This window comes from Streptomyces sp. G45, from assembly GCF_049542095.1.
Classification (GTDB): Bacteria; Actinomycetota; Actinomycetes; order Streptomycetales; family Streptomycetaceae; genus Streptomyces.
Genome location: NZ_JBMUZU010000001.1, coordinates 7,271,504 through 7,289,917 on the forward strand (window position 1 = coordinate 7,271,504; position 18,414 = coordinate 7,289,917).

Here is an 18,414-nt window from a genome sequence, read left to right on the forward strand (position 1 = left end):
GGTTCCTCCGGCCGGGCCCCACGCTCAGTCGACGGGCCACCAGGTGCGCAGCACGTCCGTGCGGACCTCGGGCCGCTCCCGTGGAGCGCGCTCCTCCACCTCCCGGACCTCCCGGCCCTCCCGCACCCGGCGGACGGCGGACTTCACGACGGGCTTGTGCACGGTCACTCGGCGCATGACGGCCTCCCTGCCTACCAGTGGTCATGCCGTACCCATCGAAGACCCCGGCGACACGGATACGGACGGCCGGGCACGGCGAGCCTCATCGCCGGGCCGACTGTCAGTGCCGGATGCCACGATCGGCTCATGACGATCGGCGAGGGCGAGGGCGAGGGCGCGGACATGGCGTACGACGAGGGCGCGGCGTACGACGACGGGGGTGCCGTACGCGAAGGGGGCGCCGTACGCGGCGGGATCGACTGGGACGCGCGGGCCGCCGCCTTCGACGACGCGCCCGACCACGGCCTGCGGGACCCGGCGGTGCGCCGGGCCTGGGCGGACCGCCTCGCCGACTGGCTGCCGGACGTGCCCGGCGACATTCTCGACGTCGGCTGCGGCACGGGCGGCCTGGCCCTGCTCGCCGCCGAGCAGGGCCACCGCGTCACCGCCCTCGACCAGTCCCCGGCCATGGCCGCGCGGGCCCGCGCCAAGCTCGCCGGGCACCGAGCGCGGGTCCTGGTGGGCGACGCGGCGCGGCCCCCGGTGGGGGAGCGCCGGTTCGACGCGGTCCTCGCGCGGCACGTGCTGTGGCTGCTGCCCGACCCGGATGCGGCGCTGCGGCACTGGTGCTCCCTGCTGCGGCCCGGCGGGCGCCTCGTCCTCGTCGAAGGGGTGTGGGGCGAGGCCAGCCCAACGGGCCTGCCCGCCGCCCGCGTCACGGCGGCGCTCGCCCCGCTCGTCGCCCGGACGCACAGCGAGCGGCTCTCCGCCGACGCCCGGCTCTGGGGCCGCCCCGTGGACGACGAGCGGTACGCGCTGGTGGGCGTCACCGCGGCGGCCGCGCGGCACACGGAGGTCGTCGACGTCCACCTGATCCTGCGCAGAGGCGACGACGTCCTCCTCACCCGCCGGGCGGGCACCGGCTACGCGGACGGCCTGCTGCACCTGCCCTCCGGCCACGTCGAGGACGGCGAGGACGTCCGCACCGCGATGATCCGCGAGGCCCGCGAGGAACTGGGCCTCGCCCTCGCGCCCGGCGACCTGCGCGCCGCCCTCGTCATGCAGCACCGCGGCCCCGGCGGACACCCCCGCACGGGCTGGTTCTTCGAAGCCCCGCACGGCGCGGGCGGCACACCGCGCAACGCGGAGCCGCACAAGTGCGCCGAGCTGGCCTGGCACCCCGTCCGAGCCCTGCCGGACGACATGGTCGCCTACTGCCGCGCGGGCCTCGACGCCTGGCACCGGGGCGAGCCCTTCGCCGTGCACTGGCAGCGCGACGGGGACGCGGTGGCGTACGAGCCGACGGGCCCCGACCGCACCGCCGCGCTCGCCCCGTCGCGGGCGGGAGCGCTGCACCACGTCGAGCTGTGGGTACCCGACCTGGCGGCGGCCGAGCCCGCCTGGGGCTGGCTGCTCGGCGCGCTCGGCTACGCGCGGGACCAGGTCTGGGAGCGGGGCCGCAGCTGGCGGCGCGGCGACGCCTACGTCGTCCTGGAGCAGTCGTCCGACCTGCGCCCCGGCCCGCACGACCGGCGCGCCCCGGGCCTGAACCACCTGGCCTTCCACGTCGGCGGCCGGACGGCGCTCGACCGCCTCGTGGCACTCGCCCCGGCGCACGGCTGGACCCCGCTGTTCGCGGACCGCTATCCGTACGCCGGGGGAGCGGCCCACCGCGCCGCGTACCTGGAGGACGGCCAGGGGTACGAGGTGGAGCTGGTGGCGTGGGACTGACGGCGGGCTGCGCGCGCGTCAGACGAGACGGCCCCGCCGGGCCAGGCGCTCCAGGTCGTCCAGGGCGGCCCGGGCCGCCTCGGCCGCGGCCGGGTCGGACACGGGCAGGCCGCTGGCCTCGAACTCGTCCTCGTCCAGGCGGACGATCCGCGTGCGGTCGGCCGAGCACCACAGGTCGAGGTCCAGGTCCTCGGAGGTGAGCACGGCGCCGTCGCGGATCACGGGCCGGGTGACGTCGCAGTACCAGCCCTTGAGGGAGCCGTCCGCCGCGTACACCTCCTTGACCGCGTACCAGCGGTCCCGCCAGTAGTGCTCCACGAAGACGTCACCCGGCTCGAAGCGCACGAAGCCGAAGTCCCGCACGCCCGCGCCCGCCCAGGGCGCGCGGACCGTGACCCGGCTGCCGTCGTCCGCCACCAGCCGCGCCGGATAGCGGAGCTTGGTGCGCCCCGCCTTGCGCAGCACCACCTCCACGTCCCGGGGCGCGGCCTCAGCCGAGGGCGCGGACATGGCGGACCTCCGTGTCGCAGATCTCGTAGCCGAGCCGCTTGTTGACGGCGAGCATCGGAGCGTTGTCCGCGTCGTTGCCCGTGAACGCCTCCGTGCACCCGGCGGCGCGCGCACGGTGCAGTGACGCGGTCTTGACGAGCGTGGCCAGGCCGCGGCCGCGGTGGGCGCGGGCCGTGCCGGTCATGCCGCTCAGATAGCGGCCCGCGCCGTCGGTGCGGGCCGCGGTGAACGCCGCCGGGCGGCCGTCCACCACGGCGACGACCGTCAGCGCGCGGTCCAGCATCGGGTGGTTCCAGGTGTCCATGAGCCACTGCTCGTAGTCCTGGAGGTCCGCGGCGACGTCGCCGGGCTCGTCCGCGGTCGTCTCGGCGTCCAGGCGGAACAACAGGCGCGGGTCCGCGGCGAAGTCCGCGGCGGTGCGCAGCTCCACGCCCGGCGGCGGCGCGTCCAGCGGCGGCAACTCGCCCGCCGCCAGGTCCAGGCGCAGGAAGTGCGCCGACCGGCTCGCGCGGTAGCCGCGCCGCTCGGCGAACGCCCGGTTCCGCGGCCCTTCGAGCGCCCAGGAGAACACGGTGCCGGCGCCGTGCGCGGCCAGGTGCTCCTCGGCCGTGCGCAGCAGCAGCGAGCCCGCGCCGCGGCCCCGGTGCTCCGGCAGGACGTAGACGTTGGCGAAGCCCTGTCCGGGCTCCGGGCTGTCGTACGCGACGCCGACCTGGCCCGTGCCGATCGGGGTGCCGTCGGCCTCCGCGAGCAACTGGAGGTAGTGGGCCTCGGGATGGGCGTGCTCCGCTTCGAACAGCACGGCGGCGGCGTTCGTCAGGAGGGCGGGCAGGCAGGCGCGGCGGATCGCGGCGAACGCGGTGGCGTCCGCCGCGTCGCCGGGGCGCACGGCGCGGACCAGGAGCTCTGTCATGCGCCGGACGGTACGCGCGGGACCGCGCGACGTGCCTCCCATTTTCCGTTCGTGCGGGACAATCAGCGGGTGACTCTGAAGATCGTCATCGAGGAAGGCGCGGGTACGGCGGCGCCGTACGAACAGGTGCGCGCGCGGATCGCCGAGCAGGCCCGGAGCGGGGCGCTGCCCGTGGGCCACAAACTGCCCACCGTGCGCGGGCTCGCCGAGACCCTGGGCCTGGCCGCGAACACCGTCGCCAAGGCGTACCGGGCACTTGAGGAGGACGGGGTGATCGAGACGCGGGGCCGCAACGGCACGTTCGTCGCCGCCGCGGGCGACGCGACGGCCAAGGCCGCCGCCGCGGCGGCGCGCGCCTACGCGGAACGCGTCCACCGCCTGGGCCTCACCCAGGCCGCCGCCCAGGCAACGGCCGAGGAAGCCCTCCGCGCCACCTACACCACCCCCTAGCCCCCCGCCCCGCCACTACCGCGACGGCACCACCCACCCACACGCTCCCGCACCCGCCGACGGCGACGAGCCCCCACGAGGGGCGCCCCCCTCACGCGGGGCGGCAACGGGCGGGCGGGGAAGAATCCCCCGCACCCGCCGACGGCGATGAGCCCTCACCAGGGGCGGTCCCCGGGCCCGAGAGGGCGACGGGCGGGCGGGTGGGAGAGACACCCGCCGCGCCAGCGGCGGAAGGCGCCGACCGCTAGAGATAGAGCCCGGCCCCGTCCCGGGACGACGGCACCGCCGCCGGAGACGAGCCCCGCCGCAAGGCGTACAGCTCCGCCAGCGTCGCCCCGCCCCGGGGCACCCCCGTGCTCGTCCCCAGCCAGTTCACCGACTCCGCGCGCGTCAGCGGCCCCACCTCGATCCGCGCCAGACAGCGCCCGGGCCGCACCACGGCGGGGTGCAGCTTCTCCAGGTCCTCGTTGGTGGTGACGCCGACGAGGACGTTGCGGCCCTGCCCGAGCAGCCCGTCCGTCAGGTTGAGCAGGCGCGAGAGGGCCTGCCCCGCCGTGTGCTTGGCCTCGCCGCGGATCAGTTCGTCGCAGTCCTCCAGGAGCAGCAGCCGCCAGCGGCCCTTCGCCGAGCCGTCGTCCTCGCCGATGGCGATGTCCATCAGATAGCCGACGTCGGTGAACAGCCGCTCCGGGTCGAGCACGCAGTCGACCTGGCACCAGTCGCGCCAGGACCGCGCGAGCGTGCGCAGCGCGGACGTCTTGCCCGTGCCGGGCGGCCCGTGCAGGAGCAGCAGCCGCCCGGAGATGTCCTCGGGCGTGGTCTTCATCAGCTTGTCCATGGCGTCGGCGACCGGCGCCGTGTAGTTGCCCCGCACCTCCGCCCACGTACCCGCGGAGATCTGCCGCGTCGTGCGGTACGGGCCGCGCCGCGGCGACACGTACCAGAACCCCATGGACACGTTCTCCGGCTGGGGCTCCGGGTCGTCCTGCGCGCCGTCCGTGGCCTGCTTGACGACGGACTCGGCGAGCTCGGCGGAGGTCGCGGTGACGGTGACGTCGGCGCCGCGGCTCCAGCGGGAGACGAGCACCGTCCAGCCCTCGCCCTCGGCGAGCGTCGCGCTGCGGTCGTCGTCGCGGGCCGCCCGCAGCACGCTCGCGCCGGGCGGCAGCAGCGTCGCGCCCGACCTGACGCGGTCGATGTTGACGCTGTGCGCGTACGGCTGCTCGCCCGTCGCGAAGCGGCCGAGGAACAGCGCGTCGACGACGTCCGTGGGGGAGTCGCTGTCGTCGACGGTGAGCCGGATCGGCAGGGCGTCCTGGGGGTTCGCAGACATGCCGCCATGATCCGGCACGCACATGCCCCCGTGCACCCCTGTTTCCGCAGTCGGCAACCGCGTGGCGCGGCCACCGGCCGAGGGTTTCGGCCGTTCCCGGACACTCGTACGGAATGCGCCCTACCGCTAATCGCCGTGGCTACGCTTGCCGGTGATGCGACGTCATGGGTGGAGCTCCGACGCGCGGCGGTGGCGGGTCGCCGCCCTGCTCGGCGTGGGTGTGGTCGCCGTCGCCCTGGTCCTCACCGTCCTGACCATGCCCGGGAAGGACCGGGACGGCACGGCGGGCCCGAGCCGGAACGGCGACCGGGTGCACGGCACGCCCGCGGACCCGCCGGGGCGGCGGGCGGCGGAGGTCGGCTGGGGCTTCACCCACACCCAGCACAGCGCGGACCAGGGCGAGGACGCCGCCGTCGGCCGCGCCGAGAAGCTCCTGAAGGGCCAGCGCCGCCCGCTGCCGCAGATCCAGCACCTCATGGGCTGGGGCGCGGGCAACCCGGAACCCGCGCGGGGGCGGTACGACTTCGCGGACCTGGACCGCCGCGTCGACTTCGTCCGCGCCACCCGCGGCACGCCCGTGCTCACGCTGTGCTGCGCCCCCGACTGGATGAAAGGCGGCGAGCCCGGCGCCGAGAACACCGACTGGAGCAAGGCCTCCCTGGAGACCGCCCCCGAGCCCGAGCACTACGACGACTTCGCCGCGCTCGCCGCGACCGTCGCCAAGCGCTATCCGGACGTCCGCCACTTCGTCGTGTGGAACGAGATGAAGGGCTTCTGGAACAGCACGGAGCGCCGCTGGGACTACGAGGGCTACACCGCGCTCTACAACAAGGTCTACCGGGCGCTGAAGCGGGTCGACAAGGACATCATGGTCGGCGGGCCCTACGTCATCATGGACAGCGTCCGCCCCCGCCAGGGCGACGGCGCCTCCGAGGAGGTCAAGGGCCCCTGGGGCAGCCTCGACCAGGGCGCGGTCGACGCCTTCGACTACTGGAACGAGCACAAGGCGGGCGCCGACTTCGTGGTCGTCGACGGCGCCAGCTACACCAAGGACGACGAGCTGCTGCCCGACGAGTTCCGGGCCGCCGACAAGTTCACCGCCGTCGGCCGCTGGCTGCGCGAGCGCACCGGGGGCCTCCCGCTGTGGTGGGCCGAGTACTACGTGGAGCCCGCCGACGACCGGGACAACCGCGACGCGTGGCCCGAGCCGCACCGCGTCGCCGTGCACGCCACCAGCCTCATCGCGATGGCCAGGGGCGGCGCCACCAGCGGCTTCTACTGGAACCCGCAGCGGCGCGACGGGGCCTGCGCGGGCTGCCTGTGGAGCTCCACGCACCTGCCCGACGGCGGCCGCGAGCTGCCGATACTGCGCCTGCTCGCCCGGTTCGCGGAGGCCTTCCCGCCCGGCACGCGGTACGAGAAGGTGTCCGTCGGCCCCGGCGACGTACCGAACGTGCGGGTCCTCGCCGACGACGAGGCCGTCCTCGTCGTGAACGTCACCGACCGGACCATCAGCGCGGAGGTCGACGGCGGGCGGTACGACCTGGGCGCGTACGAGGTGAAGTGGCTCAAGCGCTAGCCACCGCACGTCACGCCACCCGTCACGGCACCCGTCACGTCATCTGTCACGCCACCCGTCACGCCCTCCGTCACGCCATCGTCAGGAACCGCTGGATCAGCGACGCCAGGAACACCGCGAGCAGCGGCAGCGAGAACCAGAAGCTGCCCTGGAGCCAGCGCTCCTTGTCCACGCTCGGCGGGGACGCCACCCGCACCACCTCGCGCACGGCGAGCAGCACCACGAGCGCCAGGACCGCGAGCCCGCCGACCACCGACCACACCGTCCACGTCACCTTCGGGCCCGCGGGCCCCGGGTCCGCCGCGGGCACCCGCCCCTCGGGCTGCTCGCGCAGCGCGTACAGCGTCGCGTCGGCGTTGCCGTAGGCCTTCCTCAGCTCGGGGCGCCGGTCGAGGGCGCGCGTCAGGCGGGTGTCCCAGTCCTCGGGGTAGCCGCTGTCCATCTGGAGGTACACGGTCTGGCCTCGGTTGACCATCAGATACGAGCGGGGGCCCGCGTCCCTGAGCGCCTCCACCAGGTCCGTGACGCGGTCCGGGTCGGGCGGTGCGAGCGTCGGCCGGTACTCGACCTTCTCCGCGTCCCGCTCGCCCCAGGGGATGGACGGCGTCACGTTGGTGACGGGGTCGTTGCTCATCCACAGCAGCCGCACCGTCGGGTCGTCGTGGGCGTACACGTACTCCATCGCGGCGACCTCGCCGGTCCTGACCCGCTCGAAGGGCTCATTGCCCCAGCGCACCACCAGGAAGCCGCCGATCAGGACGAGCCCGGCGAGCAGCGCGGCGAGCGGCGCGCGGCTGCGGCGCTCGCGGTCGCGCTCCTCGGCGGTGGCGCCGGTGCGCGGGAACAGGGCGAGCCCGGCGAGCAGCGCGGCGCCCGGCAGCGCGAACATGAACACGCGCAGCGCCATCTCGCCGCCGTAGGACTGCATGCCGAAGCCGAGGAACGGCACGAACGTGAGGACCAGGAGCGAGACCTCGCGGTACTTGTGCCGCCGCCTGCGCAGCCAGCCCCAGCAGGCCAGCGCCAGCACGGTCCCGGCGAGCGCCACGCGGGCGTACAGGACCAGCTTGTGCGTGGGGTCGCCGCCCTCGATGCGGCCGGACACCGACGACGACACGTTGCCGCCGACGCCGCCGACGCCGCCGAACAGCTCGTCGAAGTGCCCCGACCAGTACGGCTCGGCGAAGAAGCCCAGCCAGACGGCGACCAGGACACCGAACAGCAGCGGCAGCCCCCGCAGTTCGCAGCGGCGCACCCACACGAGCGCGGTGACGACGCCGAGCATCACGAACGGCGTGAGCTGGTGCGCGGGCACGCTGGCCGCGAACAGGCCGAACAGCACCACGAGCAGCACCGCCTGCTGGCGGCGGTCGGCGGGCGCCACCTCGACCTCGCCGGGCCGCCGCCGGGACCACAGCACGCGGGGCGGGCGGAACCAGCAGAGCAGGATCGCCACGAACGCGAGGTACAGCAGGAACGTGAAGCCCTGCGGTGAGAAGTAGTCCTGGCCCACCCAGCCGCTGAGGACGAAGATCCACAGGCCGGTCCACTTGGCCCGCCAGCTCGCCCGCATGTGCCGGACCAGGAGCAGCATCGGCACCAGGTACGCCAGTTGGATGGCCAGCGGCCACCAGCGGATGACCTCCGTCAGGTCCGAGACGCCGCAGGCCTCGGCGACGAACGCGGCGGCGGCGAAGAACCCGGGCCAGCTCCAGCGCGCGTCCAGGTCGGGCGCCGCCTCGCCCGTGCGGTCGATGTACTCCAGGAAGCCCAGGTGCTGCCAGGCCGTGGCGAACCGCGGCTCGGTCTCGATGACGGCGGGCAGCGCGTGCAGGGACACGACGGTGGCGACCAGGGTGACCAGGAGCAGACGGCGGTGCGGGCGCTCCCGCCACAGCAGCGCGGCGAAGACGCCCACGAGCAGCGCCGCGCCGAGCAGCGTGGGCAGCGGCAGCACCGTGACCAGGCCGAGCCCGCCCATGCGGTCGAGGTCGTCCTCGCCCAGACCGGCCGCGGGCACCCAGTACAGGCCGAGGGCCACGGCCAGGAGCAGCGCGAGCACGCCTGGCCTGGCGTCGCGGAACGGACGGCGCTTCGGGGGCGCCGGGGCGGCGGGCGGCGCGGGCAGGGCGTCCGGGGTGCCTGGCGTGTCCGGCGTGTCCGGCGTATCCGGCGTGTCCGGCGTGTCCGGGGCGCCCGGCGCTTCCGGGGCGGTGGTGGAGTGCACGGCCTGTGAACTCGCGGACGCGGCGACCGGTTGCGCGGCGCGCGCCTCAGCGCCGGTCGCCCCCGGGGCGCCGGACGTTCCGGCCCCCGCGCCGGTGCCGCACGCCCCGGCCCTCGTACCGGCGCCGGACGGCCCGGCCTCCGTACCGGCCCCGGGCGTCCCGCCCCCCGCGGACGCCTCCGCCTCCGCCGTCGCTTCGGACGCCTCCGTGGCTTGAGTGGCCTGCGTGGCTTCCGTGGCCTTCATAGCCCCCCGTGCTCCTCCCGGGCCCGTGGTCGTGGTGTCCGCCGGTTCGTCCGTGCGCTGTTGGGGCACCGTCGGCATGCCGTACGGGGGCCGCGGCGACCAGCCGGGGCGGTGGCCGTCCGTCGCCACGGGGGTGCCGTACGGCGGCGTCGCCGGGCCCGGGCGCACGTCCGGCCTGCGCTCCTGGTGGTCCAGATCGGACGGCACGGTCAGGCGCAGCGTGTCCGAGTCCAGGGACTCGCGCAGCGCCCACGCCGGGCCGTGGCGGCGCTCCGGCCGCTTCGCCGGCGGCACGCCCGGCGCCACGGGCCGCACCGGAAGGCCCGACGGCCGCACGTCCCGGGCGCCGAGGTCCGCGAGGTCGCCGTCCGGCGCGGCGCGGTCGGCCGCCGACGCGACGGGCGCCGCCGTGTGCGTGATCGCGTACAGCCGGGGCGCGGCGATCGCCACGATCACCGTCAGGCTGGAGATCTCCGCGACGCCCGCGCCCGTCAGCCCCATCCGGGGCAGCAGCAGCAGCGTCAGGCCCAGCACGAGCGCGCACAGCAGCCCCTGGAGCCAGGCGAGCCCCGAGGTGCGGCTCTGCGCGCGCAGGACCGCGAAGTACGTCTCCATGACGACCCGCAGTGCCGCGCCCACCGCGAACCAGCGCAGCAGCGGCGTCGCCGCCTCCGCGTAGCCGGGCCCGAACACGCGCAGCACATACGGCGCGGCCAGGAACAGGAACGCACACGCGGGCAGCATGATCCGCAGCATGCGGCGCAGCGCCGCCCGGGTGTTGGCGGCGAGCCGCGCCGGGTCGTGCGCGCCCTCGACCGTCAGGGAAGCGCCCATGTTGATCGCGAGCAGGTTCATGGTGCCCGCGATCGTCGTCGTGATGTAGAAGTACGCGTTGTCCTCGGAGCTGACCTGCGCGGCGACGATCACCGGCACCAGGTAGACCACGGCCAGCGAGAACAGCGAGCCGGTGTAGTCCCCGGCGAGGAAGCGGCCGATCTCGCGCAGCGTCGGCGGCTGCGCCTTGCCCTCGGTGAGCCGCACATGGCGGGGCACGAGCCGCCGGAACACCAGCCAGCCGAGCGGCACCACCGACAGGGCGATGGCGGCCACCCACGACACGAACACCCCGGCGGTGGGGATCGCCGCCGCGAACACGATGAGCAGGCCGAGCTTCACCACGGAGAAGACCGTGTTGCCGACCGGCACCCACAGGGCGCTGCGCAGGCCGGTGAGCACGCCGTCCTGGAGGGTGAGCAGGCACCAGGCCATGACCGCCGCGACGAAGCCGACCCCGGCGAGCGGCCCGTGCAGGAAGCGGTACGAGGGCCCCCACAGGTCGAGGGTGGCGAGGAAGACCAGCGCCGCCACGCCGACGACGAGGGAACTGCCCGCGTACGTACGGAAGATGAGCGTGCCGGTGTGGCGGCCCGCGACCGGGATGAACCGGGCGAGGGCGCCGGTGAGGGTGACGGCGGTGACGCCCGCGAGGAGCTTCATCGCCGCGATGGCCGCCGACCCCTGGCCGACCGCCGACTCCGAGTAGTAGCGGGCGGCGGCCAGCCAGAAGCCGAGGCCGAGGAGACCGGAGATGCCGGTGTTGAGCATGAGCGCGTAGGCGTTGCGGAACAGCGGACTTCCCCCGCCCGCTCCCGGCAGTCGCATCCGCCGGGACCTTCCGGGTTTCCCGGAGGGCGAAGCGCCGTCGGTGGTGCGGTCGGTCCCAGTGACGTCTGCCTGTGCGGTGGTCGTGTCAGACACGGGCGCGAGCTGCCTTCCGGCGTACCTGTCGGCATCGGCGAACGATGGCGTATCCCTTGGTGAGCGCGCGGTCCCTGGCGAAGGTGCGTGCGATGCGGCGCCCCTCGACGAGACGCTCGAACTCGTCGAGGCCGGTGCGGCGCCGCACCGTCACTCTTCGCAGGGCGTAGGGCCCCTGGCGTCTTCGCGCCAGGCCGTTGCCCACGGCGAGGGACTGGCAGAACCCGGCGCCCCGCACCGCCCGCCTGACCCGGCGGCTCGAGTAGCCGTACGGGTAGGCGAACGACACGGGCGGCGCGCCGAGTTCCTCGGTGAGGATCTCCTTGCACCGCGCCACCTCGAACCAGAGGGCGTCGTCGCCGAGCTGGTCGAGCTGCGGGTGCGTGTGGCTGTGGCCGCCGATCTCCACGCCCGCGGCGGCCAGTTCGCGCACCTGCCGCCAGCTCAGCATGGTGTCGAGGCCGCCGCCGGTGTCGTACGCGCCGCGCAGCCAGCCCGTGGTGACGAACAGCGTCGAGGGGAAGCCGTGCTTGGCGAGCACGGGGAAGGCGTGCCGGTGCACGCCCTCGTAGCCGTCGTCGAAGGTGATCAGGACCGGGCGGGTGGGCAGCGGATGGCCGGGGTGGCGCCAGTGCCAGCCGAGCTGCGCGGTGGTGAGCGGAGTGCAGCCGAGCGCCAGGAGGACCTCCATCTGCTCGGCGAACTCCTCCGGCGCCACGGACAGGTCGTGGGTGGCCTCGTTCGGCAGGGGCGAGACCGCGTGGTACATCAGTATCGGTATCCCGCAGGTCATCTCCGCGCCCCCTCACCGCCGGGTCTGGGCTCCGTCACGTCCACGACGGAGAACGTCGCGCCGCCCCGGCGCGCCCGGACGCTCCCGATGAGGTACCCACCGGCCGCCGCGGCCACGCCCGCGACGATGGCGCCCGCGCGCCCGGCGCCGCCGGGCCGCCCGAGCAGCGCGTCCCGCAGGCCGCGCCCGACTCCGGCGGGCAGCACCCGGGTGGTGTACCGCCGCTCGGACTCCAGGCCCTTGCCCGCGCCGACGCTCTTGGCGACCAGGGCCTTGGACAGGCCCTCGGCGTAGGCGCGGGAGCGGAAGTAGCGGAAGGTCTCGCGGGCGGCGGGCACCCGGTGGTGGATGACCGCGCGGTCGTCGATGAGCAGCACCGCGTCGGGCCGGGCGCGGGTGAGCCGGATGCACAGCTCCGTCTCCTCGCAGCCGAGCGGCAGCTTGTCGCCGTCGCGCCCGATGCCGGAGGCGAAGCCGCCCGCGACGGCGAAGGCGGTGCGCCGGAACGAGGCGTTGCCGCCGAGCACGTTGCGCACCCGGGAGCGGCCGGTGGGGTGCCCCCGGTAGAGGCAGCCGACGACCCAGTCGAACTCCTCGGGGAACCAGTCGGGGCGGCGCGTGGCCCAGGCGGGCACGGTGCGGCCGCCGACGGCGAACACCTTCGGGTCGTCGTACGCGGCGGCGAAGTGCCGCAGCCAGTCGCGCTCGGCCACGGCGTCGTCGTCGAGGAAGGCGACGATCTCGCCGCTGGAGGCGGCGATGCCGGTGTTGCGGCCCGCGGACAGGCCGCGGGGGCCCGCGTTGGCGAGCACCCGCACGTCCGCCGCTTCCTTGTACTCCTTGGCGAGGCGCTCCTTGAGGGTGGGGTTGTGGTCCACCACGAGGAGCGTCTCGTGCGCCGCGAGGGACTGCGCGCGCACCGAGGAGACCGCCGCGAGGATGTCCTCCCAGCGGTCCTCGGTGTACACGCAGATCACCACTGAGATAGTGATCAAGAAACCTCTCCCTGGCGCCGGGGCCGGGCGGCGGCGGGGCGGGTGCCGCGCCGCTGGGTCCGCCTGTTGGAGCGCTCGGTGAGGATCACCTTGAGCACGCGCAGGCCGTCGCGCACCGCGCTGAGGTTGCTCACGCCGTGGATGCGCAGGTACTCGTGGCTCGGGATCTCCTGGACCTTCAGGCCCGCCTTGACGACGCGGATGTTCATCAGCGTCTCGACCTCGAAGCCGGTGCAGTCCAGCTCGATCTTGTCGAGGCAGTGCCGCCAGAAGGCGTTGTAGCCGTAGCACAGGTCGGTGTACCTGGCGCCGAACTTGGCGTTCACCACCGCGCACAGCGCGAAGTTGCCGAGTTTGCGGATGAGGGTCATGTCGTCGGTGCCGCCGCCGTTGGCGAACCGGGAGCCCTTGGCGAAGTCGGCGCCGGAGACCAGGGCGGAGACATAGGAGACGATCTCGTGCCCGTCCGCCGAGCCGTCCGCGTCGACCATCACGATGATGTCGCCGGTGCACGCCTCGAAGCCGGTGATGAGCGCGTCGCCCTTGCCCTTGCCGAGTTGCCGGACCACCTTCACGTCCGGCCACAGTTCGCGCGCCACGGCCACCGTGTCATCGGTGGAATTACCATCCACCAGGACGACTTCGTGAATCCACTCCGGCAGGGTCTTGAACACATAGGGGAGATTCTCCGCCTCGTTCATCGCGGGAATCACCACACTCACCGGCGGCGCAATGGCGAGGTGCGACGACACCGGCCGGTATTGCTGCTGTGCGGGAATGCCGGGCAGCTCGTTCCCGGATGCCTCGATGAGCGGATCTTGGCCCGAATTGAACGGGCGCACAGCGGAAGAACTCATGAGTCGTGTCCCTCTCGTCCGGTGGACCGCCCGCCCCCGGGCGGTCCGGTTGTGGGTCCGGTTCGAAAGGGGGGGTTCCCACATGCGGCCATGCCGGATTTGTCCTCCGTGCAGGCCGAGTGAGCTGGCATGTCAACGCGGCACGTGACCCGGCAGGAACTCGATCACCGGGCACGGGCACCCCCCTACCGCGCCCCGCTCCGGAGCCGTCGCGGTCTTGAGCCCTCCCCCAGACCGAGTGCCGACGGGACCTTTGCGGGTGGTTGTATGACGGTATTGATGACTGCGACCGTATGGCAAGACCCGGATCGGGGTCTCACGTTTTCACCAAATTGACTCGTCTCTTTGGATCTTTTCGATGCCCGGCGAATCTCTTCGGACACTCTGCGGGTGACCCGTTCGCGCTCGATCTCTGGTCCTGTGTGACGATCCTTGGTGTTTTCTGTGTGCTTCCTACTCTTTCCGGTACCGGGAGCGGATCTTTCCCAGGCGTTTGAGCAGCCGGTCCGCGGGGGTGAACAATTCCGGTCGGGCGAGCACGGTGTTGCGCAGCGCCCGGACCGGGGCCCGGTGCGCACGATGGCCGAGAGCCACCGGGTGGGGTAGCGCGACCCACCCTTCGGACACGGTGATGTCCCGTGTCTTCAGGGAGTCCTTGTACGCCTTCTGGCCGCGCCCGAGGTCCAGGTGGGCGATGCCGTCGGCGGCGGCCGCCTCGGCCATGCGCAGGTGCAGCAGCAGGCCGGGCGAGTACTTCGCGAAGTCCGGGTCGTACGCGGGGAACCAGCAGGCGAGGACGCGTTCGCCGCGCGGCCCGAAGTGCGCGGCGACCGGTCTGCCGCCCGCGTACAGCACGGAGAGCTGTCCGGCGAACGACGGGCCGCGGGTGTGGAAGAGCTGGTGCACCAGGCCGGTGATCCAGGTGTGCGCGAACCGGTCGCTGCGGCCGGTCCTGCGGTACTGCGCGGACTTCCAGGCGATCAGCGTGCGCAGCGCGCCGGGGTCGCGCTCGTCGTGCACGTACCGCACCTCGCCCAGGTCGCGGGCGAGCTTGCGGCCCTTGGCGAGCGTGCTGCGCAGGAACTTCGGCGACTGCTGGCGCAGATGGGCGAGGTAGGCGTCGTAGCCCTGGTCGAGGTCCATGACCGGGGAGGCGAACCTGCCGGTGGTCCCGGTCTCGAACGGGCCCTGCCCCTCGGCGAGGTGGTCGTACTCGTACATCACCAGGCCGCAGGCGCGCAGCAGGGCGCGCGCCTCCCAGGTGAAGCCGGGGCGGTGCACGATGCCCTGGCTGTCGGAGACGCCGAGGCCCACGGCCTTCCCGACGCCGGCGCGGGAGCGCTGGTAGGGGAAGTACGCGGCCGGGTCGCCGTCCTCGCGGACGACCGCGACGCGGACGTTGCCCCTGACCCGGGCCACGGCGAGTGTGAACTCCGGGGCCAGGAACGGGTTCGCCAGGTGGGGTGAGCCGTTCAGGTGCGCCTTGGCCTGCAGCGCGGTCCATGCCCCCCGGTCGGCCGCGGTGAGCTCGCCGGGGCGGTGCACGGTGATCTCCACGTGATCATGTCCGTCTCCTCGGGGCGCGGTGGCGCCGCCGCCGCGCCAGGTCCGACAGGAAGATGGCCGCGCTGAGCCCGGCGACCGCGGCGACGCCGCCGCGGACCGACCACACGTGCAGGGCCAGCAGGGCCGGGGCGACCAGGAGGTTGACCGCGATCGCCCCGGCCGCCGCGGCCACGGCGCGGCCCCGGGCCTCAAGGCCGCGCAGCCAGTGGGCGATGGCGAAGCCCGGGGCCGCGAGCAGGAAGAAGAGGGTGAGCGGGGCGCGCGCGGGAGTGGAGAGGTCGAGCAGCGCCAGCACGGCCCCCGCGGCGCCCGCCGCGACGGCGGCGCCCGCGAGCAGGGGGACCAGATCCGGATACGGGGCGCGGGGACCGCTGCCGGGGTCCCGCTCGCCCTGTCCCGAGCCTGCTGACGGCGTCTTGGTGCCGATGGTCTGCATGGGCGACTTTGCCCCCGAAGCGCCGGATGCCGGGCTTCAATGTGGCGCAGCGGGTGGCGCTCCGTCAAGACGCCTACGGGCGTGGGTGGTTGGGGACGGAGCGCGGCTCCGGAGCGCCACCGGATGAGGGGGAGTGTGGAGATTCCTCCCTGTCGGGCGGGCGGACGATCGGTGAACTCTCCTGGCGGGCAAGGAAATTACCGAAGAACTGATTGTCATGGACACTATCCGTGGCGGGTGGTGCGTGCTACCACTGTCGAGGCAGAAATCCTGCTAAGGGAGGTTCCATGAGATTGTCCCGGTTCACCACCTATGCGTCCTCGCTCCTCCTCGGCGCCGCCCTCGCCCTCACCGGGGTCACCGCGGCCCACGCCGACGAGGCGGGCCAGCGGGCCGCCGCGCCCGCCTACGTGGCCCTCGGCGACTCCTACTCGTCGGGCCTCGGGTCCGGCAACTACGACAGCGGCAGCGGCGACTGCAAGCGCACGTCGCGCGCCTACCCGGCGCTCTGGGCCGCCGCGCACTCCCCGTCGAGCTTCAGTTTCACCGCCTGTTCCGGTGCCCGCACGGACGACGTCCTGGCGAAGCAGCTGGGCCCGCTGAACTCCGGCACCGGCCTGGTGTCCCTGTCCGTCGGCGGCAACGACGCCGGGTTCTCCGACGTGATGACGACGTGCGTGCTCCAGTCCGAGTCGAGCTGCATCGCGCGCGTCAACCAGGCCAAGGCGTACGTCGACTCGACGCTGGGCGGCAAGCTGGACCGCGTCTACTCCGCGATCCGCGACAAGGCGCCGTCGGCCCGTGTGGTCGTCCTCGGCTACCCGCGCTTCTACAAGCTGAACGGAAGCTGCCTCGCCGGGCTCAGCGAGAACGAGCGCAAGGCCATCAACGGCGCCGCCGACCACCTCAACACGGCGACCGCCAAGCGCGCCGCCGACCACGGCTTCACCTTCGGCGACGTCACCACCACCTTCACCGGGCACGAGATCTGCTCCGGTGACTCCTGGCTGCACAGCGTGAACTGGGGCAACATCAGCGAGTCGTACCACCCGACCGCCGCGGGCCAGTCCGGCGGCTACCTGCCGGTGCTCACCCGGGCCGCGTCCTGACGCGAGCACGCGGATGACGGGCCGCCGGGCCGCACACGGCCGTCAGGTCCCGTCCGTCGCACCCGTCAGGGCCGGTACGTGCGGTACGTGCGGTACGTGCCGTACGTGGACTCGCCGGGCGAGGTGGAGCCCCCGGTCGTCGGGGGTTCCGCCGCGCACGTCACCGAGTACGCCACGGAGCCGGACCGCGCCGACAGCGGGGCGCGGACCTCGACCGTGATCTTGTTGTGGTAGGTGCCCGGGTCCGTGTGGCCCGGGCTCTCGACGTGCTGGGCGTACTTCTTGGTGCCGCCCGCCTTCGGGAAGGCGAGCGTCTTCCAGCCGGGGTCGCTCGACTGGCCCTCCGCGGTGACCCACCGGTACTCGACCTGTGTGGGGAGCCGCCCCACGGTGAACACCGCCGTGAACGACGGCGACGCGCCCGCGGCGGGCGGGCAGGGGCCGCTGTACGAGGTGCGGTCGCCGGTCAGGGAGACGTGCACGGACTGCGGCGGCTGGGGGTCGGTGCCGCCGTTGCCGCCGCCGCCCTTCGTGCCGCCGCCCGTCGAGCCGCCGTCGCCGCCCCCGCCGCTGCCTCCGCTGTCCTTGCCCTCAGTGCCGCCGTCGCCGCCCGTGCCCCCTGTGCCGCCGTTGCCGCCGCCGTCGTCGCCCGCGCTGCCGCCGCTGTCCCCGCTGTTCCCGCCGCCCGAACCGCCGGTGTCGCGGCCCTCGTTGGTGCCTCCGCCTCCGCCGTCCCCGTCGTCGTTGACCAGGGCGTACGTGATGCCGCCGAGGGCCAGCAGCAGGGCGGCGAGGCCCGCGACCACGGCCGCGGACGCGCGGCGGGAGCTGGCCGCGGCGGTGGTCGTGGCGGTGGTCGTGGTGGTGCTGGCCGCGGCGGAGCCCATCGGGTACGGCGGCGGGGCCGGGGAGGAGTGGCGTCGGGCTGGCGGTGGGCGGTGACCGTGGGCGCGTACGCGGCGGACGGACCCGGGCGCGGGGTGTGGCCCTCGGCGACGAGCCGCAGGTCCCGCTCGGTGTCCGCGGCGGACGCGCGCTCGGCGGGGTCCTTGCGCAGCAGGCCCTCGATGACCGGCGCCAGCGGCCCCGCGTTGCGCGGGGGCGGCAGTTCCTCGTCGACGACCGCGCGCAGCGTGCTCAGCGGCGTGTCCTGGCGGAACGGCGACACGCCTTCCACCGCCGCGTACAGCAGGACGCCGAGGGACCACAGGTCGGACTCGGGCCCGGGGCGCTGCCCCAGCGCGCGCTCCGGCGCCAGGAACTCCGGTGAGCCGACCACCTCGCCCGTCATCGTGAGGGCCGAGCTGCCCTCGACCATCGCGATGCCGAAGTCGGTCAGGACGACCCGGCCGTCGTTGGCGAGCAGCACGTTCCCCGGCTTCACGTCGCGGTGCAGCACCCCCGCCCCGTGGGCCGCCCGCAGCGCGCCGAGCACCTCAAGGCCGACGCGGGCCGCCCGCTGGGGCGGCATCGGGCCCTCTCCGTCCAGGGTGTCCGACAGGGACAGGCCGCGCACCAGCTCCATGACGATCCAGGGGCGGCCCTCCTCGGTCGCCACGTCGTACACCGTCACCACGTTGCGGTGCGGGATGCGGGCGGCCGCCCAGGCCTCGCGCTCCAGGCGGGCGTACAGCCGCTCCACCTCACCGGCCGGGAGCCCGGCGGGCGCGCGCACCTCCTTGACGGCGACCTCACGGCCGAGTACGTCGTCCCGGGCCCGCCACACGGTGCCCATGCCGCCCTCGCCGAGCG

General features: G+C 74.2%; 14 protein-coding genes and 1 pseudogene. 4 read left to right on the top strand and 11 right to left on the bottom strand.

Annotated elements, in window-relative coordinates; translation table 11 throughout:
- Positions 1 to 24: 24 nt before the first annotated feature.
- Complete coding sequence (locus ACOBQU_RS30865; protein WP_423631584.1) at positions 25 to 177, bottom strand: hypothetical protein; 153 nt, start codon at positions 175 to 177, stop codon at positions 25 to 27.
- 129 nt (positions 178 to 306) lie between these two features.
- On the opposite strand from ACOBQU_RS30865, the gene ACOBQU_RS30870 reads away from it, so the two are divergent.
- Entirely contained in the window at positions 307 to 1,890 is a 1,584-nt protein-coding gene (locus tag ACOBQU_RS30870; protein ID WP_423631586.1) for a trifunctional class I SAM-dependent methyltransferase/NUDIX hydrolase/VOC family protein, read from the top strand.
- A gap of 18 nt (positions 1,891 to 1,908) precedes the next feature.
- On the opposite strand, the gene ACOBQU_RS30875 is transcribed toward ACOBQU_RS30870, so the two are convergent.
- Together ACOBQU_RS30875 and ACOBQU_RS30880 are read right to left on the bottom strand one after the other, a co-directional pair.
- Positions 1,909 to 2,400 (bottom strand): DUF402 domain-containing protein, encoded by a 492-nt coding sequence (locus ACOBQU_RS30875; protein ID WP_423631588.1) that lies wholly within the window; start codon positions 2,398 to 2,400, stop codon positions 1,909 to 1,911.
- On the bottom strand, positions 2,381 to 3,313 hold the full coding sequence (locus tag ACOBQU_RS30880) for a GNAT family N-acetyltransferase (RefSeq protein ID WP_423631590.1): 933 nt from the start codon (positions 3,311 to 3,313) through the stop codon (positions 2,381 to 2,383). Before ACOBQU_RS30880 ends, ACOBQU_RS30875 begins: the two co-directional genes overlap by 20 nt.
- A 69-nt stretch (positions 3,314 to 3,382) precedes the next feature.
- Between ACOBQU_RS30880 and ACOBQU_RS30885 the strand changes: the two genes are divergently transcribed.
- Complete coding sequence (locus tag ACOBQU_RS30885) at positions 3,383 to 3,763, top strand: GntR family transcriptional regulator (RefSeq protein ID WP_423631592.1); 381 nt, start codon at positions 3,383 to 3,385, stop codon at positions 3,761 to 3,763.
- Positions 3,764 to 4,007: 244 nt separating this feature from the next.
- Here ACOBQU_RS30885 and ACOBQU_RS30890 read toward each other — a convergent pair whose 3' ends face one another.
- Positions 4,008 to 5,096 (bottom strand): DUF5925 domain-containing protein, encoded by a 1,089-nt coding sequence (locus tag ACOBQU_RS30890; protein ID WP_423631594.1) that lies wholly within the window; start codon positions 5,094 to 5,096, stop codon positions 4,008 to 4,010.
- 154 nt (positions 5,097 to 5,250) lie between these two features.
- On the opposite strand from ACOBQU_RS30890, the gene ACOBQU_RS30895 reads away from it, so the two are divergent.
- Positions 5,251 to 6,675 carry a GH39 family glycosyl hydrolase gene (locus ACOBQU_RS30895; protein WP_423631595.1) on the top strand — a complete coding sequence of 475 codons (1,425 nt, stop codon included), beginning with the start codon at positions 5,251 to 5,253 and terminating at the stop codon, positions 6,673 to 6,675.
- A gap of 70 nt (positions 6,676 to 6,745) precedes the next feature.
- Here the strand turns inward: ACOBQU_RS30895 and ACOBQU_RS30900 are convergent, their stop codons facing one another.
- The 6 genes from ACOBQU_RS30900 to ACOBQU_RS30925 form a co-directional block, all read right to left on the bottom strand.
- Positions 6,746 to 10,906, bottom strand: a complete 4,161-nt coding sequence (locus tag ACOBQU_RS30900; RefSeq protein ID WP_423631597.1) for a lipopolysaccharide biosynthesis protein — start codon at positions 10,904 to 10,906, stop codon at positions 6,746 to 6,748.
- Entirely contained in the window at positions 10,899 to 11,699 is an 801-nt protein-coding gene (locus ACOBQU_RS30905; protein WP_423631599.1) for a polysaccharide deacetylase family protein, read from the bottom strand. The genes ACOBQU_RS30900 and ACOBQU_RS30905 overlap by 8 nt, the downstream gene beginning before the upstream one ends.
- Positions 11,696 to 12,694, bottom strand: a complete 999-nt coding sequence (locus ACOBQU_RS30910) for a glycosyltransferase family 2 protein (protein WP_423631601.1) — start codon at positions 12,692 to 12,694, stop codon at positions 11,696 to 11,698. The genes ACOBQU_RS30905 and ACOBQU_RS30910 overlap by 4 nt, the downstream gene beginning before the upstream one ends.
- Positions 12,691 to 13,551 (bottom strand): glycosyltransferase family 2 protein, encoded by an 861-nt coding sequence (locus tag ACOBQU_RS30915; RefSeq protein ID WP_423631603.1) that lies wholly within the window; start codon positions 13,549 to 13,551, stop codon positions 12,691 to 12,693. The genes ACOBQU_RS30910 and ACOBQU_RS30915 overlap by 4 nt, the downstream gene beginning before the upstream one ends.
- Before the next feature lie 453 nt (positions 13,552 to 14,004).
- The gene (locus tag ACOBQU_RS30920; RefSeq protein ID WP_423631605.1) at positions 14,005 to 15,108 is read right to left on the bottom strand and encodes a GNAT family N-acetyltransferase; all 1,104 of its coding nucleotides are present in this window, start codon (positions 15,106 to 15,108) and stop codon (positions 14,005 to 14,007) included.
- 4 nt (positions 15,109 to 15,112) lie between these two features.
- The gene (locus tag ACOBQU_RS30925; protein ID WP_423631607.1) at positions 15,113 to 15,553 is read right to left on the bottom strand and encodes a hypothetical protein; all 441 of its coding nucleotides are present in this window, start codon (positions 15,551 to 15,553) and stop codon (positions 15,113 to 15,115) included.
- A gap of 287 nt (positions 15,554 to 15,840) precedes the next feature.
- Here ACOBQU_RS30925 and ACOBQU_RS30930 point away from each other — a divergent pair, with 287 nt between their 5' ends.
- Positions 15,841 to 16,662 carry an SGNH/GDSL hydrolase family protein gene (locus ACOBQU_RS30930; RefSeq protein WP_423631609.1) on the top strand — a complete coding sequence of 274 codons (822 nt, stop codon included), beginning with the start codon at positions 15,841 to 15,843 and terminating at the stop codon, positions 16,660 to 16,662.
- A gap of 65 nt (positions 16,663 to 16,727) precedes the next feature.
- Here ACOBQU_RS30930 and ACOBQU_RS30935 read toward each other — a convergent pair.
- Positions 16,728 to 18,397: pseudogene (locus ACOBQU_RS30935) on the bottom strand (serine/threonine-protein kinase).
- Positions 18,398 to 18,414: the final 17 nt, after the last annotated feature.